Annotated in this window: 22 protein-coding genes; 4 read left to right on the top strand and 18 right to left on the bottom strand. The window is 61.2% G+C overall.

What is annotated here, in order from left to right:
• Nucleotides 1–111: 111 nt before the first annotated feature.
• A complete protein-coding gene (locus EM858_RS02805) occupies nt 112–588 on the bottom strand; it encodes an Lrp/AsnC family transcriptional regulator (RefSeq protein WP_003506856.1) in 477 nt (158 codons plus the stop codon).
• A gap of 230 nt (nt 589–818) precedes the next feature.
• On the opposite strand from EM858_RS02805, the gene EM858_RS02800 reads away from it, so the two are divergent.
• Complete coding sequence (locus EM858_RS02800) at nt 819–2,144, top strand: FAD-binding oxidoreductase (RefSeq protein WP_078053492.1); 1,326 nt, start codon at nt 819–821, stop codon at nt 2,142–2,144.
• Between the two features lie 7 nt (nt 2,145–2,151).
• Here the strand turns inward: EM858_RS02800 and EM858_RS02795 are convergent, their stop codons facing one another.
• The 3 genes from EM858_RS02795 to EM858_RS02785 are packed head-to-tail and all read right to left on the bottom strand — an operon-like array spanning nt 2,152 to nt 4,968.
• The gene (locus EM858_RS02795; RefSeq protein WP_127755735.1) at nt 2,152–3,303 is read right to left on the bottom strand and encodes an FAD-binding oxidoreductase; all 1,152 of its coding nucleotides are present in this window, start codon (nt 3,301–3,303) and stop codon (nt 2,152–2,154) included.
• Nucleotides 3,296–4,678: an FAD/NAD(P)-binding oxidoreductase gene (locus EM858_RS02790; protein WP_127755734.1), complete on the bottom strand. Its 1,383-nt coding sequence runs from the start codon at nt 4,676–4,678 to the stop codon at nt 3,296–3,298. Before EM858_RS02790 ends, EM858_RS02795 begins: the two co-directional genes overlap by 8 nt.
• Nucleotides 4,657–4,968 carry a (2Fe-2S)-binding protein gene (locus EM858_RS02785; RefSeq protein WP_127755733.1) on the bottom strand — a complete coding sequence of 104 codons (312 nt, stop codon included), beginning with the start codon at nt 4,966–4,968 and terminating at the stop codon, nt 4,657–4,659. The genes EM858_RS02790 and EM858_RS02785 overlap by 22 nt, the downstream gene beginning before the upstream one ends.
• 113 nt (nt 4,969–5,081) lie before the next feature.
• Here EM858_RS02785 and EM858_RS02780 point away from each other — a divergent pair, with 113 nt between their 5' ends.
• On the top strand, nt 5,082–6,005 hold the full coding sequence (locus EM858_RS02780) for a LysR substrate-binding domain-containing protein (protein WP_127755732.1): 924 nt from the start codon (nt 5,082–5,084) through the stop codon (nt 6,003–6,005).
• A gap of 67 nt (nt 6,006–6,072) precedes the next feature.
• Here EM858_RS02780 and EM858_RS02775 read toward each other — a convergent pair whose 3' ends face one another.
• The 7 genes from EM858_RS02775 to EM858_RS02745 form a co-directional block, all read right to left on the bottom strand.
• A complete protein-coding gene (locus tag EM858_RS02775; RefSeq protein ID WP_127755731.1) occupies nt 6,073–7,008 on the bottom strand; it encodes an ABC transporter substrate-binding protein in 936 nt (311 codons plus the stop codon).
• 143 nt (nt 7,009–7,151) lie between these two features.
• Complete coding sequence (locus tag EM858_RS02770) at nt 7,152–8,090, bottom strand: ABC transporter substrate-binding protein (protein WP_080819223.1); 939 nt, start codon at nt 8,088–8,090, stop codon at nt 7,152–7,154.
• Nucleotides 8,091–8,112: 22 nt separating this feature from the next.
• Nucleotides 8,113–9,918 carry an amino acid ABC transporter permease/ATP-binding protein gene (locus tag EM858_RS27600; RefSeq protein WP_127755730.1) on the bottom strand — a complete coding sequence of 602 codons (1,806 nt, stop codon included), beginning with the start codon at nt 9,916–9,918 and terminating at the stop codon, nt 8,113–8,115.
• Nucleotides 9,919–9,931: 13 nt separating this feature from the next.
• Nucleotides 9,932–10,489 carry a GNAT family N-acetyltransferase gene (locus EM858_RS02760; protein WP_127755729.1) on the bottom strand — a complete coding sequence of 186 codons (558 nt, stop codon included), beginning with the start codon at nt 10,487–10,489 and terminating at the stop codon, nt 9,932–9,934.
• A gap of 21 nt (nt 10,490–10,510) precedes the next feature.
• Nucleotides 10,511–11,698 (bottom strand): M20 aminoacylase family protein, encoded by a 1,188-nt coding sequence (locus EM858_RS02755; RefSeq protein ID WP_127755728.1) that lies wholly within the window; start codon nt 11,696–11,698, stop codon nt 10,511–10,513.
• 82 nt (nt 11,699–11,780) lie between these two features.
• On the bottom strand, nt 11,781–13,121 hold the full coding sequence (locus EM858_RS02750) for an LLM class flavin-dependent oxidoreductase (protein ID WP_127755727.1): 1,341 nt from the start codon (nt 13,119–13,121) through the stop codon (nt 11,781–11,783).
• Nucleotides 13,122–13,143: 22 nt separating this feature from the next.
• Nucleotides 13,144–14,148 carry an LLM class flavin-dependent oxidoreductase gene (locus tag EM858_RS02745; protein WP_164865279.1) on the bottom strand — a complete coding sequence of 335 codons (1,005 nt, stop codon included), beginning with the start codon at nt 14,146–14,148 and terminating at the stop codon, nt 13,144–13,146.
• A gap of 302 nt (nt 14,149–14,450) precedes the next feature.
• Between EM858_RS02745 and EM858_RS02740 the strand changes: the two genes are divergently transcribed.
• Nucleotides 14,451–14,900, top strand: coding sequence for an Rrf2 family transcriptional regulator (locus EM858_RS02740; protein ID WP_127755725.1), 450 nt, complete (start codon nt 14,451–14,453; stop codon nt 14,898–14,900).
• Between the two features lie 31 nt (nt 14,901–14,931).
• Here EM858_RS02740 and EM858_RS02735 read toward each other — a convergent pair whose 3' ends face one another.
• From EM858_RS02735 to EM858_RS02715, 5 genes are all read right to left on the bottom strand, one after another.
• A complete protein-coding gene (locus EM858_RS02735) occupies nt 14,932–15,876 on the bottom strand; it encodes an acyl-CoA dehydrogenase family protein (RefSeq protein WP_080819230.1) in 945 nt (314 codons plus the stop codon).
• A gap of 50 nt (nt 15,877–15,926) precedes the next feature.
• Complete coding sequence (locus EM858_RS02730) at nt 15,927–16,472, bottom strand: flavin reductase family protein (protein ID WP_003524682.1); 546 nt, start codon at nt 16,470–16,472, stop codon at nt 15,927–15,929.
• Between the two features lie 189 nt (nt 16,473–16,661).
• Nucleotides 16,662–17,831: an FMNH2-dependent alkanesulfonate monooxygenase gene (gene ssuD / locus EM858_RS02725; RefSeq protein WP_127755724.1), complete on the bottom strand. Its 1,170-nt coding sequence runs from the start codon at nt 17,829–17,831 to the stop codon at nt 16,662–16,664.
• A gap of 167 nt (nt 17,832–17,998) precedes the next feature.
• A complete protein-coding gene (locus tag EM858_RS27040; protein WP_164865278.1) occupies nt 17,999–18,196 on the bottom strand; it encodes a hypothetical protein in 198 nt (65 codons plus the stop codon).
• A 187-nt stretch (nt 18,197–18,383) separates the two neighbouring features.
• Nucleotides 18,384–18,986, bottom strand: coding sequence for an alpha/beta hydrolase (locus EM858_RS02715; RefSeq protein WP_127755723.1), 603 nt, complete (start codon nt 18,984–18,986; stop codon nt 18,384–18,386).
• Between the two features lie 399 nt (nt 18,987–19,385).
• Between EM858_RS02715 and EM858_RS02710 the strand changes: the two genes are divergently transcribed.
• On the top strand, nt 19,386–20,456 hold the full coding sequence (locus EM858_RS02710; RefSeq protein WP_127755722.1) for an LLM class flavin-dependent oxidoreductase: 1,071 nt from the start codon (nt 19,386–19,388) through the stop codon (nt 20,454–20,456).
• Between the two features lie 54 nt (nt 20,457–20,510).
• Here EM858_RS02710 and EM858_RS02705 read toward each other — a convergent pair whose 3' ends face one another.
• Nucleotides 20,511–21,689 carry an acyl-CoA dehydrogenase family protein gene (locus tag EM858_RS02705; RefSeq protein WP_127755721.1) on the bottom strand — a complete coding sequence of 393 codons (1,179 nt, stop codon included), beginning with the start codon at nt 21,687–21,689 and terminating at the stop codon, nt 20,511–20,513.
• Nucleotides 21,686–22,717, bottom strand: a complete 1,032-nt coding sequence (locus EM858_RS02700) for an ABC transporter substrate-binding protein (protein WP_127755720.1) — start codon at nt 22,715–22,717, stop codon at nt 21,686–21,688. The genes EM858_RS02705 and EM858_RS02700 overlap by 4 nt, the downstream gene beginning before the upstream one ends.
• Nucleotides 22,718–22,750 lie beyond the last annotated feature (33 nt).

Genomic DNA, 22,750 nt, shown 5'->3' with positions numbered 1-22,750 from the left:
ATCAAAGACTTGATCACGCTGGACCCCGGATCAAGTCCGGGGTGACGGAGGGTGAATGCAACGCCTTCCCAAACCCAGCGGTTCTGCGGACGCTTGAGGCACCCCTCCATTTCACAGCGGAAACAGGCTGGTTAGCGGCATATGCGATTTGATGATCGGCGATTTCAGCACCACGAAGCTGAAATATTTGTCGATGCCCACGTCCATATCGGTCAGCCGCTCCATGATCGACTGGTATTCGACGATGCCAGAGGTGACGAATTTCAGCAGGTAATCGTAACCGCCCGAAACGAGGTGGCATTCCACCACCTGGTCGATCTTTTCGACAACGCCGAGGAAGCGGGCGAAATCGATCTGGCGATGGTTCTTGAGCGTGATTTCCGTAAACACCGTTAGCGTCTGGCCGAGCTTGTTGATGTTGATCTGCGCCGAATAACCCTCGATATAACCTTCCGCCTGCAGCTTCTTCACCCGCATCAGGCAGGGGCTTGGCGACAGATTGACAAGCTCCGCCAACTCGACATTGGTGATGCGACCGTTTTTCTGCAATTCGTAGAGGATCTTGATATCGATCCGGTCAAGTTTCATCACGTGCGGAACCCCTTTTTTGTTTTTTGAAAACGCGGCATAAAATTCTGGCGCGGCAAAGGAAATCTTACCACATGGGCGAGCCCTGTCGACGTGGGGATATTTTTTTGATGCAGCATAAAGAGTTGCAGAGGCGTCGCCCAACAGCAGGAGATTCCGGCAAGAGGCCCAGTCTGGCAGCGTTTACACGCCGGCTGAGGTAAATTAGGACGAATATAAGGAGTCCGACCATGCCCGCCCCGCTGCAACAGATCACGACATCGCCGGAACTGCCCACATCCGCAGACGCCGTCATTATCGGCGGCGGCATCGTCGGTGTCTTCGCCGCCTATTATCTTGCCCGGCGCGGCCTGAAAGTGGCGCTGGTCGAGAAAGGCCTGATCGGGGCCGAGCAATCCAGCCGCAACTGGGGCTGGTGCCGCCAGCAGAACCGCGACGCCCGCGAATTGCCGATTTCCACCAAGAGCCTGGCGCTCTGGGAAGAGTTTGGCGCAGAGAGCGGCGAGGACACGGGTTTTCGCCGCTGCGGGCTGTTTTACCTAAGCGACAATGAGGCCGAACTTGCCGGCTGGGCGCGCTGGCGCGACTTTGCCATTACCGCAGGGGTGACGACCCATATGCTGAGTGCCGATGAAGCGAGCGAACGCGGCCGATCCACGGGAAAGCGCTGGAAGGGCGGCGTATTTTCGCCGACCGACGGCACGGCCGACCCTTCCATGGCGGCGCCCGCCGTGGCGCGCGCCATCATCAAGCTGGGCGGCACGGTGCATCAGAATTGCGCCGCACGCGGGCTTGAGACGGAAGGCGGCCGGGTCAGCGCCGTCGTCACCGAAAAAGGCACGATCCGCACCAAAACCGCCATCATGTCCGGTGGGGCCTGGGCCTCGTCCTTTTGCCGACAGCTCGGCATTCGTTTCCCACAGGCCTCCGTCCGCTCTTCCATCCTCTCCGTCACACCGGGTGCGGAGGGGCTGCCGGATGCGCTGCACACCGCCGCCGTTTCGGCAACGAAGAGAAAAGACGGCGGCTACACACTCGCCATCAGCGGGCTGGGGCGCATCGACCCGACGGCGCAGCAGATGCGGTTTGCCCGTGAATTCATCCCGATGTTCCTCAAGCGCTGGCGAAGCCTGCGGCCGGGCGGGCTGGAAGGCATTCGCGGCGGCCACGAGACGCTGAAACGCTGGCGGCTCGATGCGCCGACGCCGATGGAACGGGTTCGTATTCTCGATCCGAAACCCAATGCCGCCGCCATCCGCGAGACCCATAGAAGGGCGCTTGAGCTTCTGCCCGCCCTCGGCAAAACGCAGATTTCCGCCGCCTGGGCCGGTTTCATCGACAGCACGCCCGATGGCGTGCCCGCAATCGGCGAAACCAGCGAATTGCCCGGCTTCATTCTCGCCGCCGGCTTCAGCGGCCATGGTTTCGGCATAGGGCCGGGCGCCGGCCATCTGATCGCCGATATCGTGACGGGCTCGAACCCGATCGTCGATGCCGCCCCCTATCACCCCAGCCGTTTCCTGAATTCGTCCTGGGGCAAGGTCGCGGATTTCTGACCCTCCCTTAATGGGATGCGACAGGCTGACCACTACGGAAACGGCCGATGTGAAAATCCGCAATCGGCGTCGTGGTCTTTCCGGTCGCTATCAGCTCCGCCATCACGTCGCCGACACCCGGGCCGATCTGGAAACCGTGGCCGCTGAAGCCGAAAGCGTAATAAAGGCCGGAGGTTGCGGCACTGTTTCCCATGACAGGCAGATCGTCGGCCATATAGCCTTCCACGCCGGACCAGGTGCGGATCAGCCGGGCATGGCGCAAGGCGGGGGCCAGCCGCAGAAGCTGACGCAGCTGGGCATCGAGCCCGGCGGGATCGTATTTCGCCCGGCGTTCGTCCAGCGCGGCGGCGCATCGTTTCACCCCGCCGAAAATGACGTTTCCGCGCGGGATTTGCCGCATATAGATCACTTCGCCGGGAATTTTGGTGGAGACGCCAACGACCGGATGAATGAACCATGGCAAGGGTTCCGTCACGCCCATTTGCGGGCCGGCAACCTCCAGCGGCACCGCCTCCCCCAAAGCGCCGGCAAACCCGCCGCCCCATGCACCGCTGGCGACCAGCACCACGGGCGCGCGATAATCCCCTTCCGCCGTCGTCACCCGGAAATCCTCGCCGGCCTTTTCGATGGCCAGAACCTCGCAATTTTCCACGATCGTTGCACCGTCCCGCCGCGCCGCACGGGCGAAGGCGGGCGCGACGAGGCGCGGATTGGCGTGACCGTCATGCGGCGACCATGATCCGGCAACCGCTTCCGGTCCGATGAAGGGAAATTTCTGCCGGATGACCTCGCGCGGGAGGATATGCAACTCCAGACCATATTGTGCGGCATCGTCGCGGTATTTCTCGACCGTGGCGATCTGTTCTTCCGCCCAGAGAAACCGGATATGGCCGACGGGCATGAATTCCACATCCGCACCGGTCAGTTGCGGGATACGGCTCCAGATGTCCCGCGATCTGTTGGCGAGCGGAAGCTGCCCGAGGTAACGGCCCTGACGGCGGACATTGCCGAAATTGGTGCCGCTCGCCTGCTGACCGACAAGGAAACGCTCCAGCAGAATGACGCTGACGCCCCGTTGCCGCAGGAAAAACGCCGTGGCGGTTCCGACAATGCCGCCGCCGACAATAATGACATCCGCCTCCGCAAGCGCGTTACGCATTATCGTCTCCCCTCGCAATCGCCAGCGGCAACGGTTTTACCGGCGCCTGCCCGCGCAACCGTCCCGCCGATTCCACCGGCAGACCAGAGGCGGCGGCGACAATCTCCTGTCCCGCCTGCCCGCAGAACCGCCCCTGGCACCGGCCCATGCCGGCCCGCGAGAAAGCTTTCGAGCGATTGACTTCCGTTGCGCCCTTGCCGGTGACGCTCGCGCGCAGCTCTCCCGCCGTCACCACCTCGCAGCGGCAGATGATCGTGTCGTCGGCAAGCGCCTGCGCCAACTGGTGCGGCCAGGGGAAGGCCCGGGCCATTCCCTGCGCAAAGCGTCTCGTCGCTTTCAATTGTTTCCGGCAGCGGCCGATCTCCACGCCGGATGGCTTCAAGCCTTGATCCTCAAGGAGCGCGAAGGCGGCAAGCCGGCCGGAGGCTTCCGCACCATCTGCACCGAGAATACGCGCGCCATCGCCCGCCAGATAGACATTCGGTACCGAACTGCGCCCCATATCGTCCACATCCGGCAACCATTGCCGGATCGGCGGATGAAAGGAGAAGCGACATCCGGCAAGATCGGCAAGCTGGCTTTCCGCCCGTAGATGATAGCCCATACCGACCGCATCGCAGGCGAGGCGTTTTTCCTCACCGGACGCATCCCGGTAGCGGATACCGGTCACGCCGTTCTCGGCGTCACCGATAATCTCTATCGGCACGATACCTCGCTCGATCCTTACCCCGCCGGCCAACAGCGCCCCAACGAGCCGCATGCCCTTGAGGAGCTGCAACGGCCGCGCCATCATCCCCGGCAGACCCTTGATCTGCGTGGAAAACGGCGTGGTATCCAGCACTGCCACGGGCGCCGCGCCTGCCTTCATATATTGATAAGCCACGAGATAAAGCAGCGGCCCGGTGCCCATGAAAACCACCCGCCGGCCTATCGCACAGGCTTGCGCCTTCAGGGATATCTGCGCAGCGCCAAGCGAAAAACATCCCGGTCTCGTCCAGCCCGGCAAAGGCATGATGCGGTCGGTCGCACCCGATGCGATGATAAGGGCATCGAAATTGAGAGCTTCGGATGTCTCGGCGCGCTGAATATGAATGCGATTGTCGCGGATTGCCCATGCCAGGGTCTGCGGGCGGTAATCGATATGGTCCGAAAGCCCGTCGAATGCCTCGTGCAGAGCCTTCGCCTTGTCCGCTTCCGTGCCGTAAAGGGCCGCATAGGAACGCCGGAAATTTTGTGGCTGGCGGCGATAGATCTGGCCGCCGCTGCGATCTCCCTCATCGATGACGACCGGGCGGAGCCCCGCCCGCACCAACGTCTCCGCGGCACGCGTACCGGCGGGGCCGGCACCCACGATCACGATGCGCAAATCTGCCATAACCCCTCCGGAACCTCGGTTCTGATATCCATGCCCGGGAGTACCGCGGTAGAACAGGCGCGCAGCCGCTCGCCTTCACCCGTCCAGACCCAGCAATCCTGACAGGCGCCCATCAGACAGAACCCCGCCCGCTTGCCATCCGCGAACTCGGACAAACGGGCAAAGCCGCGCGACAGCATCAGCGCCGTTAGCACTGTGTCTCCCTCCAGCGCCTCGACCGGCATGCCGTCGATCAGGACTGCGCAAGCCGCGCGTCGCTCTTCGGCGATGCGCCTGAATCTCGCCAGCATCCGCGTTTCCTTTCCCGAAACCTTCGCAGGCACCTCTCCTGCACCTTCACAGATTTCCACGGCAGAAGGTTTGCCGCCAATCGCAAATGGTCGCTTGAACAGAACCTTGGGTTATGGAAGAGATGAGGCTGGAGGTTTCCATGAACGCCCGACAGCTTGAAATTTTCCGCGCCATCATGCGCGACGGCTCCGTGACGGCGGCCGCCAATTCGCTTGCCGTTTCCCAGCCCGGCGTCAGCAAGGTGCTGCACCATCTGGAAAGCCAACTGGGTTACAAGCTGTTCGAGCGCATTGGCGGGCGGCTGGTGCCGACGATGGAAGCGCATCTGATCTATGAGGATGCCGACCGGGTTTTTCGCGAACTTGAAGTTCTGAAAAAGCTGACGCGCACCATCGGCGAGCGCAAGCTCGGACTTCTGCGCATCGGGGCCAGCCTGCCGGTCACCTATTCCGTGCTGCCCGAGGCGCTGCTTGCCTTCCGGCAGGCGCATCCGACCGTCAAAATCCACCTCAACGCTCTGCCCAAAAAAGAGATTGCCGAACAATTGCTGCTGGGCGACATCGATTTTGCGGTAACGCTGTCCACCATTCAGGCGCCGACGGTGCGTAGCGAAATTCTCGCCTCCGTACCGGTCGTGGCAGTGATGCGGCATGATGACGCTCTCGCCGAAATGATGACGGTGACGCCTCGCGACCTCGCCGGCAGGCCGCTGATTTCCTATGGCAACCATGCGGACGAGATCGGCCCGCAGCTTAATGAAGCCTTCGAACGCGACGGGCTTGTGCGTGACGTTTCGGTGCAGGTCACCTCATCGGTCGGTGCCGTGCCGCTGGTACGCGGCGGCATCGGCATCGCCCTTGTCGACGGTCTGGTGCGCTGGAACAGTTTCGAGGGGGTGACGGTGCGCCCGTTCATGCCTGAAGTAACGATGAATGTCGCCGTTTCCACCAACACGGCCCGGCCGCTCTCGCGTTTCTTCAAACCCTTCGTCGGTGAATTGCGAAAGCTTTTCCGCGCCCTTCCCGCACAGAATTGACGGACAAAACAATACCCGCAAGGCCTGAGCCTGCGGGTATTGCAGTCCGCCGCATATGTTCGACCGGTCAGCTTTTCGGCAGGCCGGGAGGGTTGGTCCGCGATTCCGGCAGGGCTTCTTCCGATAGCTGCCAGCGATCCAGAATCTTCGCGTAAGCGCCGCTCTTGATCAGGTCGTTGGTGGCAAGCGTCAGCGCATCGGCCAGTCCCGATCCCTTGCGGGTGGTGATGGCGACATCGGAACGCTCCGGCCAGCCGGCGGAAAGGGTCCCGACACGCTTGATGGTCTTGTCGCGCGCGGCGATGAAGACCAGCTGCGCATGCGGCTGGACGATCACATCCGCCCGGCCCGCCGAAAGCGCCACAAGCCGGGTGGCTTCATCATCGTAATATTGCAGCTCGATCGGCTTCAATCCGGCGGCGACGTTTTCGTCGCTCCATTTCAGCAGAATGCGCTCCTGATTGGTGCCGGCGCCGACGATGATCCTCAGGCCGGCCGCGTCCTTCGGCTCCCGGATGGCGGTTATGCCGCTGTCTGCCTTGACGAAAAATCCGTGCAGGCCCTGACGATAGGTGGAGAAATCGAACTTCTCCTTACGCTGCTCGGTAACGCCCACATTCGAGATCACCGCATCGTATTTGCCGGAGGCGAGCCCCAGCGGCCAGTCCGCCCAGGCGACCGCCACCAGTTCCAGCTCCAGGCCGAGGCTGTCAGCCACCGCAAGCGCATAATCGGGATCTGCACCGACCACCGTTTTTGCATCCGTCGCATAGGTCGCGAGCGGCGGTCCACCGGGTGCGACCGCGACGGTGAGTTTGCCCGGCGAAACGAATTTGAAATCCTTGGGAACAGCGGCAATCGCGCCGGGGTCTTTTTCAACCCGGATGCGGCCGGGCTGATCCGGCGACAGGTCGAAGACATCGGTTGCGAAAGCCGACCCAAAACCGGTGACGGAGAGAAATGCGCCGAGCGTGGCCGTGGCGAGACGAGAGGTGAAGGTCATTGTGGTTTCCCGATAGAATAATTGCGGGACGGAGGTAGCGCGGACGGGAGGAGGCCCGCGCTACCGGCTGAGTGATGTCCCACCTTCAACTCAGCTTTTTGGCAACTCAGCTTTTGGCAACTCAGCCTTTGGAAAATCTGGCCTCAGCTCTTGGGCAGGCCAGGCGGATTGGTGCGGGATTCGGTGATGGCCTCGGAACCGAGATTCCAGCGGGCGAGAACCTTGCCGTAATTGCCGTTCTTGATCTGGGCGTTCAGCGCGGCGGTGATGGCCTCGGCTATGCCTGCGTCCTTTTTCGAAGCGACGGCGATCTCGGCCGCTTCCGGCCAGCCGCCGGAGAAGGTGCCGACAAGCTTCGTCTTCTTCTGGCTTGCCGCCTGAAAGGCGGAGGTCGCGTTGGGGCCGAGATAGGCATCCGCGCGGCCGGATTGCAGGGCGACGTCAAGCACGGCCTGATCGTCATAATATTGCACCTCGGTATCGGCCAGCCCCTTCGCCTTGTTGTCCTTGATCCATTTCAGCAGGATCTGCTCCTGATTGGTGGCGGCCCCGACGATGACCTTCAGCCCTGCGACATCCTCCGGCTTGCCGATTGATGTGACCTTGCTGTTATTGCCGACGTAGAAGCCGAGCAGATCGTTGCGGTAGCTGGAAAAATCGAACTTTTCCTTGCGGGCTTCCGTCACCGTGATGTTGGAAGTAACGGCGTCATATTTGCCGGATGCAAGACCGAGCGGCCAGTCCGCCCAGGCGATGGGAACAAGCTGCAGCTCGAGGCCGAGGCTGTCTGCGACCAGCTGGGCGATATCCGGCTCCACGCCGATCGGCGTTTTCGTGTCGCTTGCATAATCCACCAGCGGCAGGCGGAAGGGAACGGTCGCGACCGTCAGCTTTCCGTCGGCGATGAATTTGTGGCCGGCGGGCAGAAGCTTGATTGCCTCTTCCACCTTTTCGACGCGCACCCGCCCCTTCTGCTCGGGAGACAGGTCGACCTCCTGCGCATGCGCGGCCGGGATGATTGCAGCGGTGGCGGTGAAAAGACCGCCGGCAAGCAGGGACAATAATTTCGATGAAAATGCCATGTGAGTGTTTCCTTTGTTGTGATTAGAGAACTTTTGCGAGAAATTCGGCCGTGCGCGGATGGTCCGGCTTGTTGAACACTTTCTCCGGCGTGCCCGTTTCGAGAATGCGGCCCTGTTCCATGAAGACGACCCTGTCGGAGACCTCGCGGGCAAAGCCGATTTCGTGGGTGACGATGATGAGGGTGACGCCGGAGCGGGCCAGCTCCTTGATGACATCCAGCACCTCATTGACCAGCTCCGGGTCGAGCGCGGATGTCGGCTCGTCGAAGAGCAGCACCTTCGGCCGCAGCGCTAAGGCCCGGGCAATCGCCACGCGCTGCTGCTGCCCGCCGGAAAGCTGGCGGGGGTAAGCACCGGCCTTTTCGGCCAGACCGACGCGGGCCAGAAGATCGCGCGCCTCGGCTTCCGCCTGTTCTTTCGAAATGCCTCGAACGGCGATAGGCGCTTCGATGATGTTTTCAAGCGCGGTCAGATGCGGGAACAGGTTGAAGCTCTGGAACACCATGCCCACTTCAGCGCGGCGCTTTAGGATTTCCCGTTCCTTCAGTTCATAAAGCGTGTCGTCCTTTTGACGATAGCCGACCAGTTCCCCGTCTATGGCGATGAAGCCGTCGTCGACACGCTCCAGATGATTGATGGAGCGCAGCAAGGTGGACTTGCCGGAGCCCGACTGGCCGAGAATGGTGGTGACGCTGCCTGCCGGAATGGAGAGCGTGACATCGTCCAGCACCTTCAATGTTCCGAAGGACTTGGAAACGCCGTGGATATTGACCGAACCGCCACGATTGCCGAGCTGGAAACTTCCCGTCCTGGCAGCGGCCGGTCGTTCAGGTCTTTCAATGGCGGGCGCTGGCGTCTCCACCGCTTCCGGCAAAGGCTTGCGCGGCAGAAAGGTGCGATAGAGCGTGGCAAACAGCGAGGCCGGCGGATTGCGCAGCGCACCGCGCGAGAAGTGCCGCTCGATGTGGTGCTGAATGATCGAAAGCGCGGTCAGGATCACCAGATACCATACGGTGGCGACCATCAGCAGCGGGATCACTTCCAGATTGCGGCGATAGATGATCTGGATCGTATAGAACAGCTCCGGCAGCGCGAGGATATAGACCTGCGACGTGCCCTTTGCGAGGCCGATAATATCGTTGAAAGCCGTGGGCAGGATCGAGCGCATCGCCTGCGGCAGAACGATGCGGGACGCCTGCCGCCTGCGCGGAAGTCCGAGCGCGGCGGCAGCTTCAAGCTGACCCTGATCGACTGAAAGGATTCCGCCGCGAACGATTTCGGAGGCGAAGGCGGCCTGATTGAGCGTCAGCCCCAAAACGGCCGCTGCAAAGGGCGTCATCAGCTGTGTCGTATTCCAGCTAAAGAAATTGATGCCGGTATAGGGCACGCCGATTGTCACGGTTTCATAGAGATAGCCGAGATTATTGAGGATCAGCAAAAGCACGATCAGCGGAATGGAGCGAAAAATCCAGATATACGTCCAGGAGACGGCGACCAGCAGCGGCGAACGGGAAACACGGGCAAGGGCCAGCAGGGTTCCGAACACAAAACCAAACAACGCACCGAGCGCAGTCAGGAGCAGCGTCCGACCGAGACCGACCAGCACCGGTTCGGCGAAGAACCATTCGGCAAACACATCCCAGCCCCAGCGCGGGTTGCCGAAAACGGAATGCACGACGGCGGCAATGATGAGGACGGAGAAAACCGTGCCCACCGTCCGCAGCGGGTAACGGGCCGGAACGATGCGGAAATGGGAGTAACCGCCCGTGATCGGTTCACTCTTCTTGTCGCTCACGGCGACATGCGGAAAATCAGAGGCTATCGTCATCGGAAAAAGCCTTTCACGGATGGGCGGAAGAGGGTTGCGGCCGGACAGCCGCTATCGGCGCTCCACCCGGAACCGAGGCGGGTGCGGGTTCGGACAGCCATTTTTCGAAGGGCAACGACCGGATCGTCTCGGGATCGGCCGCGGTATCGAATAAAGCGCGATAACCATTGGTGAGATAAAGACCGACCGCTTCCGGCTGACGGAAGCCGGTGGTCAGATAAACGCGGGCATAACCCTGCCGGATCGCCTGCTGCTCCAGTTCCCGCAGCACGATTTTCGCAAGCCCTTGCCGGCGGTGGGCGGAATGGGTCCAGACCCGCTTGAATTCCGCCGTTTCGCCGTCGTAGCGCATGAAGGCGCCGCCGGCGATCGCTTTGCCGTCACGCAGGAGCAGCAGGAAATTGCCCGATGGCGGGCTGAAGGCTTCCGGCGGATATTTGTTCAGCTCCGCCTTGGCCCCTTCCGCATTGAAGAACGTGCCATAACGGCTGTCATATTCGAACAGCAACTCCTCCAGAAGCGGGGTTGCGAGCGGATCCTTGACCGATGTGTAGAAAAAACTGTCGCTCATGTCCTTGTCCTAATTTTCGCGTCAGGAGAGATAGGCTTCCGCCAGCCGCACCCAGAAGCGTGCTGCCGGCGCGATGATCGCGTCGTTGAAATCGTAGTGGGGGCTGTGCAGCGGCGCGCTGTCGCCATTGCCGACGAAGAGATAAGAGCCGGGCCGCTCCTGCAGCATGAAGGCGAAATCCTCGCTCGCCGTGCGCGGCTGGAACGTTTCGGCGATCTGCCCGGCAGCGAAATGCCGTTTGGCGACATCGCGGGCGAAGACCGTCTGGGGGGTGTGGTTGATGACCGGCGGGAAACCACGGGAATAGGCGACCTCGGCCTTCGCGCCGAAGCTCTCGGCCTGCGCTTTCGCCAGCGCCGGAAGCCGCTCCTCCAGCCTCTCACGCACGGCAGGCGAAAAAGCCCGGGCGGTGATCTGAAGCTCGACGCTTTCGGGAATGACGTTGGAGGCGGTTCCGCCATGGATGGAACCGACCGTCAGTACCGCCATCTCGCGCGGATCGACATTGCGCGAAACGATGCTCTGCAGGGCGGTGACGAAACTGGCCGAGGCGAGAACCGGATCGACCGTCTCATGCGGTGCGGCGCCATGCCCGCCCTTGCCGACAATCCGCACCTTCGCCTTGTCGACGGAGGCCATGGCGGGACCTTCGACGAAGCCGAACTGCCCGGTGTCGACACCCGGCCAATTGTGCAGCCCGAAGACCGCATCGACCGGAAACCGCTCGAAAAGCCGGTCCTTTATCATCGCCCTTGCCCCGGCGCCGATCTCCTCGGCCGGCTGGAAGATCAGCGTCAGCGTGCCGGAAAAATTCGATGTTTCGGCAAGATGCCGGGCGGCGGCAAGCAGGATCGTCGTATGGCCATCGTGACCGCAGGCATGCATGACGCCCTGCGTCTGGCTGGCATAGGCAAGGCCGGTTTCCTCGATAATCGGCAGGGCGTCGATATCGGCGCGAATGCCGACGCGCTTGTCGCCATGACCGCGTTTCAACGTGGCGACAACGCCGTGGCCGCCGACACCTTCCGTCACCTCATATCCGAACGACAAGAGATAGCGGGCAATGAGCGCCGCCGTGCGTTTTTCCTTGAGGGAAAGCTCGGGATGCCGGTGGAGATCATGCCGGATGGCGATGCTCTCATCGATGAAGGCAAGGATTCCCCGTTCGGCGTCGTCCTGCGGACGCGCGCCGTCAATGCGGATATTCATGGTTCTGTCTCCTGCGCGGCTCGCTACGCGCCGCGTCTTGAAATCTGCACCGGGCGGCAATCATCACCGCCCGGCAGCAAGCTCAGGCGATGGCCTTGTCCGACCCGTTTTCGCGGCGGGAATAGACGCTTTCCCTGAAAGGCAGGCCGAGATGGTCGCGCAGCGTCGCCCCTTCCAGATGCGGATCGAAATAACCGCGCCGTTGCAGCACCGGGATGACGAGGCGGATGAAATCGTCCAGTCCCTCGGCAATAACCGGGAAGCCCAGAATGAAGCCATCGGCCGCATCGTACTCCACCCAGCGGATGATTTCGTCGGCCACCTTGTCCGGCGTGCCGATGAAACCTTCACGCGGGGTCGCTGCCTCCAGCGCCGCCTCGCGCAGCGTCTGGTTCCTTTCCTTTGCCCGCCGCTTGATGCGGTCGGTCGTGGAGCGGAAACTGTTCTTGCCGATCTCGCCGAGTTCGGGGAAAGGCTCATCCAGCGGATAGACGCTGAAATCATGATGATCGAAGAAACGGCCGAGATAGGCCAGCGCATCCTCGATGGTGATGAGGTTGCGGATGACGTCGTATTTCGCCTCCGCTTCCTCCTGCGTCTCGCCGACAATCGGGCCGATGCCGGGGAAAATCTTCACATCGGCAGCGGACCTGCCCTGCGCGACGGCGCTCTGTTTCACACGCTTGAGGAAAGTCTGGTTTTCCTCCAGCGAAGCGGAATTGGTGAAGACGGCATCCGCATGTTTGCCCGCAAGACCGATGCCGGCATCGGAGGAGCCGGCCTGAAATACGACCGGCTGCCCCTGCGGCGAACGCTGGATATTGAGCGGGCCCTCCACCTGGAAGAAACGGCCCTTATGGCCAAGCGTATGGAGTTTGGCGCGGTCGAAGAACTGTCCCGTCTCGCGGTTGCGCAGGAAAGCGTCATCGTCCCAGCTATCCCACAGGCCCTTGATCACTTCGAGATATTCGTCGGCAATCTCGTAACGCAGCGCATGTTCGGGGTGGTTGCGGCTGTAATTCTTCGCCGTACCTTCGAGCGGTGTCGTGACCGCATTCCATCCGGCGCGGCCGCCGCTCAGGAGATCGAGCGAGGCGAACTGGCGGGCAATGGTGAAGGGGTCGCTATAGGAGGTCGAAACCGTACCGGCGAGACCGATCTTCGAGGTCACGGAGGCGAGCGCCGAAAGGATCGTCAGCGGCTCGAACCGGTTTAGGAAATGCGGGATCGACTTGTCATTGATATAGAGCCCGTCCGCCACGAAAGCGAAGGCGATGCCCGCCGCTTCCGCCTTCAGCGCGGTCTTCCTGAAGAAGTCGAAATTGACGCTGGCATCCACAGGGCTTTTGGGGTGCCGCCAGGCATTCATGTGCCCGCCGGGCCCCTGAAGCATGATGCCGAAACGGATTTTCTTTCTCGTCATGTCATTCCCTCCTCAGAGAAAATTACGCCGCCCGGGAAAGGCGATGCGTGGCAAGCAGTTCTATCGAGGCAAGCCGCTGATCGGCACCGACATGCGGCGGCTCGATGATGAATTCCTCGATGCCGTGCTCCTCGGAAAGCGCACGAAGCGCCTTGTGAATATCCTCCGGCCCGCCATGCAGGACGTTGGGCTTGCGCTCTTCGATGCGGTAATCGGTATCGCCGGACTGGCGGGCGAATTCCTCCGCCTGTTCACGCCGGCCGAGGTTGAACGCCCTGCCGTCGCTGAGGAATACCCGGTAGATGCGCTGACCTTCCACCTGTCTCGCGGCATGAGCGGGGTCGCTGGCTGCAAAAGCCGACAGGGCAAGGATAGGAGCGCTTCCGCCGCTTTCTTCCCGGAACGCCGAGAGGCTGCGGCGAAGAACCTCCGCATCGCCATTGAGATGGCCGGCAAAAACGAAATTCCATCCTCTTGAAGCCGCAAGCCTTGCGCTTTCGGGGCTGGCACCGAGCAGAAATCGTTCCGCAGCGACCGGCGGCGCAGGTATCGCCTGCAGTCCGGCCTGCGCGTGACCCTGCGGCGCGGCGCCGGACAAAAACGTGGTGAGTTCGCCGAAAGCCTTTTCGAAATCCGGTTTACGGGCGGGATCATAGGCCTGCTGCAAGGCCGACGTCGCCAGCGGCAATCCGCCCGGTGTCTTGCCGATGCCGAGATCGACCCGGCCGGGCGCGAGCGACGACAGCACGTTGAAAACCTCGGCGACCTTGTAAGGGCTATAGTGCTGCAACATGACACCGCCCGAGCCGACACGAATGTGGGAGGTCTTCGCCAAGATCCATGCAACCAGCGCTTCCGGCGCGGAACCGGCAAGCTCCGGCGAATTGTGATGTTCGGCCACCCAGAAGCGGCGGTAACCCAGCTCTTCGGCGCGCCTGGCAAGATTGATCGTGTCGCGGAATGCACTCGCCGCGTCCTCACCCGTTGGAACCGGGCTCTTGTCCAGCAAACTGAGCGTATACATCATCACCTCGCGTGTCTTTGATGCATACTTTGTCTACCGATTTTATATTCTAATAAAGGATGATCGTTCCACGTTGCAGCGCGATCAGAGAAAATATTGTTTTCAGTGATGTTTTCGAGAACCGGCCCTGGCAAAGCCATCGATAGAGCCGAAGGAATGGCCCAAAAAGGCTGCAACAGGCCGTTTTCCGCGCCAAACCCGGACGAAACGGGCTTGCGCCGGAATTCGCTAAAAACTACTTAGTAAGTTAGGAATAATATGGCCCGGCGCCGTAAAACGTGCCGACTCTCTTTTCGGATCATGCGATGTTGACCAAAAAAGGCAAATACGGATTAAAGGCTCTTGTCGATCTGGCGCAATTGCCCCAGGGCGAGACCGCCTTCGTGACCGAAATTGCGGCCCGCAACAATATCCCGAAAAAATTCCTGGACACTATTCTTCTGGAGCTGCGCAATAGCGGCATTCTGCGCTCCAAGAAGGGCCCGAATGGCGGTTATTCGCTGTCGAAAATGCCATCGGAAATCATGATCGGGCAGGTCATCCGCACGCTGGACGGCCCCCTGGCCCCCATCCGCTGTGCAAGCCGCACGGCCTTTGAAGCCTGCGACGACTGCGATGATCCGGAGACCTGTCAGGTCAGGGTTTCGATGACGGACGTGCGTGACGCCATCGCAACCATTCTGGACAATATGACGCTTGCGCAATTCGTGGCCAAGGACGGGCAGAACGCCCGCTCCATTCCGGCCGGCGAATAGGATTCCGCGCGGCCCTTCATTCGAGCTTTGCCTATTGCCTGCGCAGATCGTCGTCCAGCGACGCGATCAGCCCGGCTTCACTGACGCCTTCGACAAGACCGAGGCGCGCCATCAGGATTTCAAGCGTGATGGCATTGTTGCGAACCGAGCGAAAGGTGACGTTTTCCGCTCCCACCTGCGCCGCATCGATATTGGCCGCAAGGCTGGATATCTGCGCCTTCAGGAGCTCGATGGCGAGAAATATTTCGCCTATCACGGGTCGCGCCGCGCCATCGCCGGCCAGCCTGTCGATCAGCAGCGCCGAAAGTTCTCGCTGCTTCTGCCCCAGAGCCACGGCGGCTTTCAAAAGGGTAGAAACGGAAACGGCCAGATTTCCGGCACCCTGAGCCAGGAACACCACCTGATCGGCGCGTAACAGACCTTCCCATGACGTATTGGGGCGGTTGCGCAGAACGACAAGCAAAGGCTGCCCCGCCGTGTTGACGGCCGGCACGACGATCCAGTCCGCGTCGCCCCTCACCGACCCCGCAACGTCATCGGGAAGCCGCAGGGCGTAGTCGTCTTCCGTCACCGTAACCGCCTGATCCAGATCCGCGGCAGATATCGCCAATGCGAAGGTCTCGCCAAGATCGAGACGGGCGAAGAGCGCCTTGCGCTGGTCTTCGCTGCCCGCATTCCTGATGAATTCAAGCGCGGTGAAATGTTCGACGAGATCATGCGCCGCCGCCGCATCGGCTGCGGAAATGATGGCGAGCGCCTGCGAGAGAACATCATTGGTGATGTCCGTCCCGCCCAGTTCCGTTGGAACGGAAAGAGCAAGAAGACCGGAACGGGCGATCCGCGCATGAATTTGCCCGGGACTTTCAACGGCGCAGTTTTCGGCGATCGTCCGGGCAACGGTCAGCACATCGACATCCGCGCCGAGGCGTGGAGGAACGAAACGAAGTCTTTCGCCGAGAGGCGTGACGGATCCCATGCTCAACTCCCTCAAAGAATGACAAAGTGAAAGCGCCGTACGACCGGCGCTCAGTCCAGAGAATGATAACGCCCGTTTTGATAGAGCAGCGAATGGCCGGAGCCGATGCGGATCGCCTCCACCTTGCCGATGACGATGACGTGGCTGTGCCGTTCGATCGTCTCTTCAATGGTGCAATCGATCGCGGCAACAGCGTCTTCGAGAATGGGTGCACCGCTCGACAGCCGGGTCCATTCCGCACCGCGATACCGGTCCGGACCCTTCAGGCCGCCGATGCCGGCAAACTGATTGGCGACGAACTGGTGGTTCGCCCCGACGATGTTGACGGCGAGATGACCGAAACGCTGCACCACCGGCCATGTGGACGAGGAGCGGTTGAGCGCCACCAGAATGCGCGGCGGATCGACCGACAAAGCGGTGGCCGAGGTCACGGTCGCGCCCGTTCGCTCGTCACCCTCACCCGCCGTAATCACGCTGACGCCGCCGCCCAGCGTTCTCAGCGCCGCCTTGAGGCTGTCGGCATCCGCCGCCTTGCCGGCGACCGGGTCGCGGAGATTGATGAATTGTTGATCCTTGGCCGCATATTGCAATGTCATCGGGTCGCTCCTGAAAACAGCTGAATTGTTCAATAGCTAGCAGCGGCAGCGGGGGGTGAAATAGACATCGTTTTCCATAATGATAATATTCTATAGAAATAATGTTTTATGTGCTGCCGCCTGACTTCGTCCCGCTGGAAGGATATCTGCCGAAAAGGTGGGAGGCACAGGTTGCCTCCCGTCGAAGGATCAGGATCCGGACACCAGCTTGACGTTGCCGCCATGACCGCCGCCACCGAAAACCTGTTTCGCGCCGAAAGAAGATCGTATCTGGTTGCGGGGTCCGCCGAGCCCGATTTCCGGAAACAGCAGTTCGGATAGCCGATAGGCTTCCTCCAGATGCGGATAACCCGAGGCGATGACGGTATCGATGCCCAGCGCCTGATATTCCCTGAGCCGCGCCGCCACCGTCTTCGGCGAACCGACCAGCGCCGTGCCCGCACCCGAACGGACGAGACCGATGCCCGCCCACAAATTCGGAGAGACTTCCAGCCGGTCGCGCCGGCCATTGTGCAACGCCTGCATTCTCGCTTGCCCGACGGAATCCGAAGCCCTGGAGAAGACTTCCTGAGCGGATGCGATGGTTTCGTCGGAGAGCTTCGAGATCAGCCGCTCGGCATCGGCCCATGCTTCCTCATCGGTTTCACGCACGATGAAATGCAGGCGGATGCCGAAGGTAACCTTACGCCCCTTTTTGGCGGCGGCGGCGCGCACCTTGGCGATCTTTTCCGCCACCTGCTCCGGCGGTTCGCCCCAGGTGAGATATTTGTCGGTGATACCGGCGGAAAACTCGATGCCGGCATCGGAAGAGCCGCCGAAATAAAGCGGTGGGCGCGGTTCCTGCACCGGCGGCAGGCCGAGTCTTGCGTCCACTGCCTTGATATATTTGCCGTCGAGGCTTCCCTTGCCGGTTTCGATCAGCGAATTGAAAACCTGGAAGAACTCATCGGCGTGATCGTAACGCTCGTCATGCGGCAGGAAAATGCCGTCACCGGCCAATTCCTGCGCACTGCCGCCGACCACGATGTTGAGAAGCAGCCGGCCATGGGAAACGCGATCGAGCGTCGAAGCAAGCCGCGCATAATAAGCGGGCGAAGCGACGCCCGGACGGATGGCGACGAGGAATTTCAGCTTCTCGGTATAGGCGGCGAGATTGGCCGCAAGGATGAAGGATTCTTCGCAGGCGACACCGGTGGGGATGAGCACGCCTGAATAACCGAGCCGATCGGCGGCCTGGGCTATTTCCCGAAAATAGCCGGGATCAGCAGGACGCGAAAGATCATCCGAGCCGAGATAGCTGCCATCGCCTGAGGTGGGTATGAACCACAGAAAATCGAGTGGTTTATCGGATGTGCTCATCGGCAGGTCCTTTGCAATCTGCCCTCGGGCAATGCGCTTGATAATAAAAGGGTAGACAATTCCCCGGCGCGTTTAAGAAATTTTGTTCCAATTTCCATCCGGCGAGGAGAGTTTCTCTCCTGGACAAACCGCGCTGCGAAGGGAGAAGGAACCCTCGCTGATGGTCGTCAGAAGACCGGATAAAGGCCGAGCATCGCAAAGTTCATTTCGCAGATCTCTTCCCGTTCGAGTTCGAGATCGCTTTTCTCCTGCCTGATGCGTCCGGAATGATCCAGAGGATGAAGGCTGACCTGTTCCTCTTCCCTCGGCTGGCGCCGGGTCATACCGAACAGATCGAAAGTAAACGCATGAAGTCCCTGCGGCATGTGCGCCTCCTTTGCTCAACTCCCCTTATCCTCGGGCGACCGTCCGAAATCGTCAATATTTTCCATAAAATTACTATTCTATAATTGGAGGATCACCGGCAAATGTGGACTAAGGTTGCGGCGGTGGGAAAAAATCCGTTTCCGGCCGCCGATAATCGGGCACGGAACTGAACGATCAGTCATTTCCTCAAAAATGTGCTTCGCCCAGGGCAGTCAATCTACGCAATCTCGATCCGGCCACCGCCTTTGCCGATGCGCCATCCGCCTTCAACCGCTCGAAAAGAGCATAACCCTCAGGCCATCGTCCGTAGCCGCTGGCAATATTGATGTGCCCGACGGCGCCGAGATTGATGAGATCGCTCCCCCACAGGCTCGCACTGTGCGCGAGCTCTTCGCAATCCATATAGGGATCGTTCACGCTGCCCACGACGAGGCTGGGGAAAGCAAGCGGTTGCTGCGGAAACGCACCGAACCGGACGATACAGGGATGCATCGCCTCAACGCGGTCGAGATGGGCGGGTGCGACCAGAAGCGCGCCCTTTATCTTGGCGGCCGAGGGGCGAGACGCCATATTCGCCACCAGCAGGCAACCGAGGCTGTGGGCGACGATATGAGCGCTTTCGACTGTTTCCAGCGCGGCCTCGAGACGATCGAGCCAGTCCTCGAGAACCGGGCATTGCCAATTGTCCTGATCGACCAGCTGCGAGTCGGGATCATCCAGCAACCAGTGCCGCTGCCAATGTCCTTCATCCGAACCATTCAGGCCAGGGACAATCAAGGTGGTACACATGCCTGCTCCATGGGTTGTGGGCGGTATGTCGCAAGCATGGTGAATTTCGCGATTTCCGTCGACTATTGCCTTGCTCACCTTTCGAAGCCTCGCGAAAAATCGATCCATCCAATTTCAATCATGCAGAAAATGCGTTCTCAGAGATGCAGATAATGTCGATCAGAGGGAATCATTTCCTCAAATTTTTTATATAGAAAATATGTGCAATATAGGCTTTCCAGACGGAAAGCTTTTCCTCCGCCGCACGACAAAAGAAACGTCGCTGCTTCGCCGGGCCGCCGCCGCTTTGCCATTCTCGCACCTGCGGAGGCTTGCGCCTCCCGGGAGCCACAAGCGGTGAAGGCCAAACGTCAGCAGGGCCACCCACCGCACCATAAAACGAAAATTCAGGCGGATAATGTGAGCAGCACGAGCGAATTTCTCTGGTACATCCCCAATGACGTCAAACCCGGTCACCGGGGCGACGCCGTCAGCGAAAACCACAATAGTCTCGATACATTGACGAGCCATGCCAAAGCGCTTGAAACCCATGGCTGGAAGGGCGCGCTGATCGGCACCGGCTGGGGACGTCCGGATACATTTACGGTGGCGACGGCGCTTGCGGCGCGTACAACCACATTCGAGCCGCTGATCGCTATCCGTCCCGGCTACTGGAAGCCCGCCAACCTCGCATCCGCCGCCGCCACACTCGACCAGCTTTCCGGCGGTAGAGTTCGGATCAACATCGTTTCCGGCAGGGATGAGCTTGCCGCCTATGGCGATGAAGAAGGCGATCAGGCGCAGCGTTATGCCCGCACGAAAGAATTCATGCGGCTGGTGCGGCGGCTCTGGACCGAGGAAAACGTCACTTTTAATGGCGATCATTTCCGGGTGACGAACTCCACGGTTTCGCCGCGCATCGCCGCACGCGAAGGCCGGCCGCATCCCAAACTCTATTTCGGCGGCGCTTCCGAAGCGGCCGAGCAGGTTGCCGCAACCGAGGCCGATGTGCAGCTTTTCTGGGGAGAACCGCTCGCCGGCGTGCGCGAAAGGATCGAGCGGCTCAGGCACTTCAGCGAAAAGCTCGACCGCGATCTGCCGCCGCTGCAATTCGGCCTGCGGATCACCACGCTGGTGCGAAACACCACAGCCGAGGCATGGCGCGATGCGGAAGCGAAAGTTGCCGAAATGGCCGCAAACAATGGGGTACGCTGGAACGACCATCTTCAGGCCGTCGCGGTCGGCCAGCGCCGCCTGCTGGATTTGCACCGTCAGAGCGACGTGCTGGACGACAATCTCTATACCGCGCCGGGCAAATTCGGCGGCGGCGGGGCGGGAACCACATGGCTTGTCGGCTCGGCGGAAGATGTCGCCGCGTCACTGCGCAAATACCGCGCGCTGGGCATCAGCCATTTCGTGCTTTCCGACACGCCCTATCTCAAGGAAATCGAACGGCAGGGCGAGAGCTTGCTGCCGCTGCTGCGGGATTGAGGGGCGTGGCTTGAACATGGGCGGCCCGCCTCGGACAGGGCCGCCCTTTTGCTTTCAACCGCCCGCCGCCTTGATGCTCTGACGACCGAGAATCGTTCGGATCATATGGCTCTGCGGCGCATGCGCCCTTGCCGTGATGGCATCGCGGTGATGGCGCTCAAGGTCGTAATCCCGGCGCAGGCCGCGATTGCCGCCAAGCTCCAGCGCCAGATCCGTCACCGCCACCGCATTGTCGATGACCACATGGCGAACGGCCAGCGCATCGGTTCCCACCCGCTCCCCCGCATCGACATCGCGGGCGACGGAGAGCAGGAGGCGTCGGTTCGCCGCCAGCAGCACCTCGATCTGGCCGAGACCTTCCTGAATGCGGGGGATGGAGGACAGCGGTGCGCCAAGACTTGCCGGAACATGGCCATTCAGATGGCGCAACAGATCGTCCCGCGCCGAAAGCGCGACACCGTGATAAACGGAAGCCAGCAGAACGAAGAAATTATAACCATCCGCTTCATCCCGCCGCAGCGGCTCGTCCGCCGGCTGTTCGGCGACGATATCGGCAAGCGGCACCTTCACATCTTCCAGCACCAGATCATGGCTGGCTGTGGCGTACATGCCGGTCGCCTCCCATGCTTTTTCCTGGGCGATGCCAGCCGCATCGAGAGGAACCAGAAGCTGGATGAGGCGCGGCGTCTCTTCCGTCGTCACGGCAAGCACGATCGCCCATTTTAGGCCCGGCAGGCCGGTGACGAAGCTCTTGCGGCCATTGACCACCCAAAAATCGCCCTCGATCCGCGCCGTCGTTTCCGGCAGGCCGCCATGGGCCGGCGAACCGACACCCGGCTCCGCCTGCGCATTGTTCAGAAGCGCCGGCTCGCTGCTATTGGCAGCCAGTACCTTTGCCGCGAGTGCTGCCGGCCACCTGCCGCGCCGGATCGCGGCATGAACGCTGTAATGCATGGCGAGGATGAGGGCGGTCGACGGATCGCCCCTGGCGATGGCCGTAATGACGGCATGGGCCGTTTCCATGCCTTCGCCCCAGCCGCCATCCTTTTCAGCCGTGACGAGACCCAGCAGGCCGGACTTGAAAAGCGCCTCGAAATTACCGGCGGCGAATTCGCCGCTTTTGTCGTAGTCCGCAGCGGTCAGGCTGAAATCCCCGGCCAGCGCGGTTGCAACGGCGACGGGATCTGGCCGCTGCGCCGGCGCGGTCGCAACGGCGGAAAGTGCAACGCTCATGCCACCGCCCTTTCATTTGGCGTGACGAAACGGTCGTCGATCCAGTCGCCCAGATCGAAGTCGTTTTCAAGGAAGCCCCATTGATGCAGGAAGTCCTTGTAATGGTCGACGGCACCGACAAGGTCGGCATCGAGGCCGAGACCGAGATGGCGGTGAACCTCAGCTCCATTTGCGGCCAGAACCTGTTCCTCCGTCGCGCCAGCCTCGCGCGCGATGAAACGGCGCGTCTCTTCCGGGTGCTGTTCCGCCCAGAGCGAGGCCCGGGCGATGGCGTCAACCAGCCGCTGCACCAGATCGGGGCGCTCATCGGCAAGCCGTCCGTCGACCGTCAATACGCGGGGAGAACCGGAATTGATGCGTATCTTCGGGTCGGGGTGAAAACCGAACTCCGCCACCTGCACCGCACCGATCAGGTTCGCAGCGGCAATACCGGCCGTTCCCTTGACGAAAATCGCATCGACCTCACGCCGCAGCAGCGCGATGATTTCCTCACCGAAGGATTGCCGGCGCTTCAGGCCGAACAGCGACGGCCCTTCCTGCGAGGCCAGCACCGAATCCTTGATGACGATGTCCGTTAGCGCGACATCTTCGACCTTCAGCCCTTCCAGCGAAAGCGCCGAAACGATACCTTTCAGCGCCGTCGCGCGCATGAAATCGACAATGCCTTCCGGCCTGCGCGGAACGCCGAAACGGCGACCGACAAGATCGGCAACAGAGCGGATACCGGTTTCCGGCAGGGTGATGATTGCCTGAAACTCATCCGTCCAGGTAATGCCGATAAGGCGCGTATTGCGCCCTTCCGAACGGGCGCGGATGGGCGGCACATTGCCGCCGTGACGGAAGGACCATTCCAGCGTGTGGTTGAAATGGCTCTGACGAACGGAACGGTCAGGCGAATCGATGATGGATTTCAGCGATATGCCGACCTCCTCGAAGGTCTGCCCGAGATAACCGAGCTGCGCCGCCAGTCCCACGGGCGTGGGCACCGGGCAGCGTGTGTACCAGATTTCAGAAAGTGACGTGCTCATGGCTTTGTCCTCGATGAAAGGGAAAAGTCCCGG

This window comes from Agrobacterium sp. CNPSo 2736, from assembly GCF_004005385.1.
GTDB lineage: Bacteria > Pseudomonadota > Alphaproteobacteria > Rhizobiales > Rhizobiaceae > Agrobacterium > Agrobacterium leguminum.
Note: the sequence above shows the minus strand (reverse complement) of the source record. Positions and strands in the feature narration are given on the sequence as shown.